Below are 1,011 nucleotides of genomic sequence, written 5' to 3' on the forward strand. Positions count from 1 at the left end.
CTAGGTCGTTTCTGATGGCTCTTGGACGGTGTCGCGGAGCCAGATGGCGATCGCTGCGACGGTGAGGGTGCCGTTGAAGATGTAGTCGCGCTTGTCGTACCGGCTGGCGACCGCGCGGAACTGCTTCCACTTGCTGATGCACCGCTCGACAGCGTTGCGGCGGCGGTACTGGGCCTTGTCGAAGGCTGGCGGCCTGCCGCCGCACCGTCCGCGTCGGCGGCGGTGTTCGCGCTGGTCGTCGGGCTCGGCGATGGTGACTTTGATATGCCGTTTCCGCAGGTAGGCGCGGGTGCCGCGGCTGGAGTACGCCTTGTCGCCCCGTAGGCGGTCCGGGCGAACGCGAGGGCGTCCTGGTCCATGCCGTTTGATCCGCAACTTCTCCAACAAGGGGACGAGCATGGGGTTGTCGCCCCGCTGGCCGGGTGAGGTCAGCCAGACCAGCGGACGGGCCCGGTCGTCCGCCAGCACGTGAACCTTGCTGGTCAGCCCGCCCCGCGAGCGTCCCAGTGCCTCACGACCATCGCCCTCCTCACGGGACCCGCCCCCTTTTGCGGGTAGTCGGCCGCAGGCTTGCGCGGGGCTCCGGCAGCGTGCTGATGTGCCCGGCAGGATGTCGAGTCGATGTTCACCGCCCATTCCTGCCGGGCCACCACGCGTCCATGGCCCGCGTCCGGGTCACCCGCGTCCGCCTCGATCTGCAGTTCCTGAAGGAGTGCCTGCCAGGTTCCGTCGGCGGACCAGCGCCGGTGACGTTCATAGACGGTCTGCCAGGGCCCGTACCGTTCGGGCAGGTCAGGCCAGGGAACCCCGGTGCGGGCCCTGAAAAGCACCCCGTTGATCACCCTGCGGTGATCCGCCCACTGCCCACCCGGCATACCGTTCGCAGGCAGAAGGGACGCGATCTTGTCCCACTGCGCGTCGGTGAGTTCATGTCGTCGCACCATACGAAGCCACTTCCCACCCGACCGAAAGATCCACCCAGCCCACCAAGAGCCATCAGAAACGACCTAG

General features: G+C 67.7%; 1 protein-coding gene. It reads right to left on the reverse strand.

The features are described 5' to 3' along the window. Positions 1-944, reverse strand: a protein-coding gene (locus tag ACIQM4_RS34595) for an IS5 family transposase (RefSeq protein ID WP_401599552.1) whose coding sequence is annotated in 2 segments (ribosomal slippage) — positions 1-525 and positions 528-944 — 942 coding nt in all. Because the reading frame shifts where the segments join, the coding sequence is not laid out codon by codon here. Between the last annotated feature and the right edge of the window lie 67 nt (positions 945-1,011).

The organism is Streptomyces sp. NPDC091272 (genome assembly GCF_044757485.1).
Lineage (GTDB): Bacteria > Actinomycetota > Actinomycetes > Streptomycetales > Streptomycetaceae > Streptomyces.